The 1,145-nt window shown below is 67.2% G+C and carries 1 protein-coding gene; it reads right to left on the minus strand.

All coding sequences use genetic code 11. The annotated features are described in order from the left end of the window. Positions 1 to 11 precede the first annotated feature (11 nt). Positions 12 to 1,084, minus strand: a protein-coding gene (locus tag ACZ499_RS40045) for an IS630 family transposase (protein ID WP_468682154.1) whose coding sequence is annotated in 2 segments (ribosomal slippage) — positions 12 to 574 and positions 574 to 1,084 — 1,074 coding nt in all. Because the reading frame shifts where the segments join, the coding sequence is not laid out codon by codon here. Between the last annotated feature and the right edge of the window lie 61 nt (positions 1,085 to 1,145).

The following is a 1,145-nucleotide window of genomic DNA, read 5'->3' on the forward strand; positions in this document are numbered from 1 at the left end:
TACTGAGGTTTTCAGGGTGGGGTCGGTGGGTTGATAGTCAGGCCGGTCGCGGTGAGGCAGCCGTCGATCAGGTGGGGCTGGAGCTGGATCCTGCGTAACTCGCGGCGGAGTTTACGGTCGAGGTCGTCGGGTGTGTCGAAGGCAGTGTTGGCCATTGCCCTGCGCACCAGTGACCAGACGGCCTCGACGGGATTCAGGTCGGGCGCATACGGCGGAAGCCGGACGGTGGTGAGCCAGTCGTGCTCGGCCTCGTACCGTTTCAGCCCGGAGGCCAGGTGGGTGTTGAGATTGTCCCAGACCACCACGATCGGGCCGTCGAGCTGGAGGTGTGCCCGCACCAGCAGGTCGCGGTAGTCCTTCCAGGAGAAGCTCCTGCGTGCACCCTTGAGGAGGAGGTGGGTGCGGGGCCGGTGGATGAGACGGTTCTTCTCGCCGGGTTTGTAGCAGCACAGCGCGGCGACGGAGATCCGGCGGCTGGACCTGCCGCGCACGCGTATGACGGGGGTGTGTCCGCGTCGGCCCCAGGTGCGGGCACGGGGCGGGGTCATCGAAAAGCCAGCCTCGTCTTCAAAGACGATCCAGGCCCCGAGTGCCGCCGCGAGGCTTTTACCCCGGGCCACACCTCCTTCTTCCACAACTCGACCGCGTGCTCGTCACGCTGGAGTGCTCTGCGGGCGGGTGCCTGCCAGGACCAGCCGTGCCGTTTCAGCAGCCGCCACACCGTTGCCACCGACAGGCTCACCCGAAGCCGGCGGCGGATCACCGTCTGGACCCGGGCAAGAGTCCACCGCTCATCGTCGAAGCCGTGCGCTGCCGGACCCTTGCCGAGTTCCTCCTCCAGGACGGCGAACTGGGCATCGGTGACGGTCGGAGAGTTCGCCGGGCCCGCAGAGCACAAGGCCTCCGTGCCGCCTTCCCGCCATGCCCGGCGCCAGCGTTCCACCGACCGCACGCTTACCCGCAGGTCCTTCGCGATCACCGCGGTCTTCTCACCCGCCGCGAATCTCTCACCGGCCTGAAGCCGGATCCCCTCACGAAATGCCCGACGCTCAGCGGTCAGGCCCCCACCCTCTGGATACCTCACCTCACCGGCATACCGCAGGGATCATCAAGCGTCACTACCCGACGACAACCCGAAAACCTCA

This window comes from Streptomyces sp. NPDC031265 (assembly GCF_055570295.1).